Raw genomic sequence first — 4,630 nt, 5'->3', positions numbered from 1 at the left:
ATCCGATAAGATAACCGGCACCAAGGTCGTGGTCGCCTGTTTTGCTGGTTCGTCCGATTGGCAAAGCTCCTTGCGCCAGCGGAACAACTGACTGACATGGATACCGGCCGCGCGGGCAATCTCGGAGATAACCGCGTCCGGCTCAAAGCAGGCCGCGACGAGCCGCGCCTTGTCCTCATGTGTCCAGCGCCGACGGCGCTCTACAGATGTGATCACCTCGATGGGATGCTTCGTCATATGACTACTCCTAGCGTTACCACTAGGACTGCCAGTCAGAAGACCGTCATCGCAAGGCGGCCCTCACCGGGGGCTTACAGATCAGCAGACTATCCTAACCTCAGGAAACATAACGGGTAGGCGAGGATCAGACTTGGAAAGGCAGAACGTGAGTATCTTTCTGCCCGTTGATTAAAAAAATTGGTCGCTGCTCCATCACCTTCATCGCTCGCATTGATCGACGTCACGTTGTCGAACGGGCGAGTAAGTTTGTACTCGGATTAAAGCTTGATAAAGTCCGGGCATCGACGGGCGTAGATTTACAACTTGAGTCCACGGCACGAACTGAACGTGAAGCGAACAGCCCCGGTCGGAACAAAGTGACCTGGAGAGACCGGAGCACGCTGAAGGCTTTGTTCGGAGACGATCCGTCGAACTACGACGTCAATCGGGCAGCATTCAACGTCAGAAACCTTCCAGCCCTTCTCAGATACTGATGCCAGGTCTCATCCAAGGGTCATGCATCGAAATTTAAGTAATCTCTTCAGCAGTCAGGTCATCGGAGAGCGCCTCGCAGTCTAACCTGCGCCCTTTACTCCGATGACACCTCAGCTCTCCATGGAAGACGACAAATCGTGCGACGACGTTCACAGACTATCGCGCCTCGCCGTCCTGCGGCCGCCACCCTAAGGCTTCTGCTTTCGCGAAGGCTTCCGCGTTTTGCCGGTACCATTGATCGGCCTCGGCCTTCAGGTCCGGCGGAATGTCCTCCTCCCGACTATATTTTGTGGCCAGCTCCCGGCGCAGCAGCCCGTGATAGGCGCTGCCTCGTTTCACCAGGCCGTAGGCGAAGTTCGGGTAATGTCGAAGCAAAATGTCGGAAACGCTGAGAGCGTTTTCGAACTGACCCGCATCGATCTCATGCTCGAGCAGGAACGAGGCAATCACCGCGACGGATTCCTCGTGGGACAGTGCGCGCAGATAGACACCGTTGGCAACCGCCTTGTCTGACATTGGCAACTTCTGGCGATACCATTCGTCACGGGTAAAACCCCCGCCGCTCGTCGGCTCCAGGTTCCACGCTTTCCCGTCTGCATCAGTGTATTTGACGAACAGGTGCAGTGGCGCCTCGACGAGGGTCATACGCAAGCCAATGCGTTGGCCTAGGACAACGAACAGGATTGGCATTGTGACGCAATTGCCGCGTCGCGTGACGAGGTAGCGCTGCAGGAGCCTGTTGGCCGGCATTGAGCCAAGCGGGTCGCTGAGGTCGTACCGGAATGGGTTGTTCTGGTTCCAGACCCCACTTTCGTAGAGATATCGCTTCAAGGCGTTGAGCCTGGTCGCCTCATCGCCATTCTCGCCTGCCATAGCGGCGATGGTGGTCGCCATTCGATCGATTTCGGCTTTGACAACGTCGATGCGAACCGATGCGTCAACCATGGCATCAACGGTGAGTTTGACATCAAGAAGATCGAGCGACGGTTTAAAGAGCGCTTCTGTTCGTTCTTGCAAGGTCGCGGCAGGCGCGTCCGCAGTCTGACCCATGACGTTCGTCAAGGGCAAACACAGCACCAGCACCGCAAGGCAGAAGCGTTTCATTTTAGCCTCACCGACTTCAACCTGATGCGGATCTAACTGGAGACGATTGAAATTCATGAAGCCTACGCAATCTATGGTTAAGTGCACTAGCAAACAGCTTGCCTCAGCCATTGAGACCCGAAGCCCGCATAGCCGGCGACCTCCTGCACCATCAAGCTTCCATCAGGCAGAAGCCAGGTTGCCTTCCCATGACGGCTCCTCGCTCGTGCGGGTGACATCCCTCCCTCAAGGCTTAGAACTCCAACGATGCACCCTGGATCGACCCGGAAGAAGCGCACATCCCAAATCCAAAACCGAGTGCGGAAATTTTTCTAGGTCGATCGGACAAAGTCCTATCGCTGAGTGCTGCACGGTCCTTGCAAAATCGGCCAGGGTCATCGCACCTTCCTCTCAAATAATCCCGCAGCAATGCATGCCAGCATGGTTCGCTAATACCGAAACGCACTCCGCGCGACACCAGCTGGCGACATGGCCAAGCATAACTAATTTCGCTAGCAAAGCCTAATACGCAAGTCTTTTGACGTCTTGCTCAAGTTTCGATGAACCGCCTCGACGCTTTTTAATTGCCGAGTCGAAATCTAGCTGCCGTCGAAACTCGTCTGTGACAATACGAGCTTCATTAGAGTCGCGCACAATGCGCGGCCGAATGAATATGATAAGTTCAGTTTTCCTGATTTCATCCGTTTTGCTCTTAAAAGCATTCCCGATCAGGGGGATATCGCCAAGAATTGGAACCTGGTCGCGAATAATGTTATTCCGCTGCTGAATGAGACCGCCGAGTGCCACGCTTTCATTGTCATTGACGACGACACGGGTTGAAATCTTGCGTTGTTGGATCGTCGGAGAGTCAATGCCAGATGACGTTGTCTTCGCAACGTCACTGACCTCCTGCTGAATGTCGAGCATGACTTTGCCAGAGCTGTTTATACGCGGCAGAACAGTCAGAATGACGCCTGTGTCCTTCATTTCGACGGTGCTGATAATTGGTGCATTAGCGCTGTCGACACCTTGCGCCTGGCGGCTGACAATGGGAACTTGGTCGCCAATTTGGAGCACAGCCTTCTGATTGTTCAGCGCCATGAGTGTCGGCGCGGAAACGACATTGACGTTCGTGATACTGGATAACGCGTTTAAAGTGACCCGTATATCATTGGTGGCGAATGACCAGCCGACACCCGGAAAGCTCTTGGCAACGCTTCCGCTGACAACGTCAGAAAAACCCGTCGAAAAATTCCCGTTTTCGAAAAACCATCGCAGCCCGAACTTCATCTGATCGGTCAGCGTTACCTCAGCAATGACCGCCTCAAGCATGACTTGTGTTGGAACGATATCCAGCTGGTTCAACAGTTTTTCGATGCGTTCATATTCCCGCGCGGTTGTCGAAATCAGAAGCGCGTTGTTTTCGATATCAGCAACAACGGACACCTTCGGGTGATTTGCCTGCTGCGCGACAGGGAAGGCGGCCGCTCCAGTGGCGCCACCACCGGCGGAACTAAGCGTTGATGGTTGCATGTCAGGCGACACGAGGCTCTCGGCGCCGATCGTATCGGACGATGAAGTGCTTGCCTTGAGGACAGATTGTAGGACTTGCGCGAGTTCCTTCGCGGGTCGGTTCTGAATGTTATAGACGAAGAGGCGCTCTTCGTTTGTTGCTGCCAAGCGGTCGAGCTTCGATATCCAGGCAGCCGCCCGGTCGAGATAGGCGCGTCGAGAGGTGATGACGAGAACTGAATTCAGGCGCTCGTTTGGTATGAATTTGATGACGTTCTCGCCGGGGCCGCTATCGGATGCGAAGATTGATGTCAGCTCCTTAGCGACTGCCGCTGGCTGTGACGCCTTGAGGGGATGAAGTGCAACAGACATGCCCTTCATCCAGTCGACGTCAAAGACTGCGATCGCACTTCGCATCGATGCAAGATCGCTGCTGGAACCTGCCAGCACAATCAGGTTTCTCTGATTATCGACTCTGACGATAGATCCCTGCCGACTTATCGGCTCAAGAATTCCCTTCATTTCGCTTGCCGAAACGAACTTCAGCTCGATCGCCTGCACCTTGATACCGGGCCCGCTCGTGGATGAGGAGGTCGTGATTTCGGGCGTCACCGAAAAAGCTTCCGAAGCAGGAACGATTTGATAAATCGCGCCCTTGCGAGATAAGACAGCTCCGTTCACAGCCAGAGCACTTTCAAAAATTTCAACAAGGGAAGCCTGAGATACGGGCGAGGTCGTCTGCAGCGTGATCTTCCCCGTCACACGCGGGTCAACGACATAGTTGAGTCCGAGCGTATCGCCCAAGACACTTTTCGCTGCCGCCAGAACAGGGGCGTCGACGAGGTTGAGGCTATAGCCATCGCTGCCTGAGATTGATTTTTCACGTAAGATCGGCGGGCTTTTATTGATGAAGCTCCCCGTTCCATATTGCACGGCGCCCTCCTTGGCGCGCGGCGCGGGCGCAAAGACGCCATGTGACGAGGCGGATGAGGTTTTGTAGGGATGCTCGCTGATCCGGTTGTCTAGCTGGGCGACCTTGGCAGAGAATACGTCATCAACAGAATCAGTCGAGGCACATCCTGAAGCCATCAGGACGATCCCTGCACAAAACCATGTTCCTACGCGCATACTGTTTATCCGCCTGTCGCAAGGTTCCGATGGTATCCGATCGCCATCCTTTAGGGAGGGCTAACGGGTTTTCTGTCCACAGGTATCGATAGTCTGGCTTGCGTTTTCTTGCCGTGGTGGTTGTAAATCCACAGGTCGTAAAAATTTCACAGGCGGCGCATCAAATCACTCTTGATAAGTTCTCGCTTAATAT

Annotated in this window: 3 protein-coding genes; all 3 read right to left on the bottom strand. The window is 54.4% G+C overall.

Annotated elements, in window-relative coordinates; translation table 11 throughout:
- A partial coding sequence (gene tnpA, locus BMX61_RS24050; protein WP_139199012.1) for an IS66-like element accessory protein TnpA occupies nt 1-237 on the bottom strand: 237 nt, incomplete at its 3' end.
- Nucleotides 238-870: 633 nt separating this feature from the next.
- Nucleotides 871-1,875: a transglutaminase-like domain-containing protein gene (locus BMX61_RS24045; protein ID WP_234794811.1), complete on the bottom strand. Its 1,005-nt coding sequence runs from the start codon at nt 1,873-1,875 to the stop codon at nt 871-873.
- Between the two features lie 444 nt (nt 1,876-2,319).
- On the bottom strand, nt 2,320-4,398 hold the full coding sequence (gspD, locus tag BMX61_RS24040; RefSeq protein ID WP_092743082.1) for a type II secretion system secretin GspD: 2,079 nt from the start codon (nt 4,396-4,398) through the stop codon (nt 2,320-2,322).
- Nucleotides 4,399-4,630 lie beyond the last annotated feature (232 nt).

Origin of the sequence: Xaviernesmea oryzae, assembly GCF_900109605.1 — a bacterium.
Taxonomy (GTDB): domain Bacteria; phylum Pseudomonadota; class Alphaproteobacteria; order Rhizobiales; family Rhizobiaceae; genus Xaviernesmea; species Xaviernesmea oryzae.
This window is presented reverse-complemented; position numbering and strand designations above follow the sequence as displayed.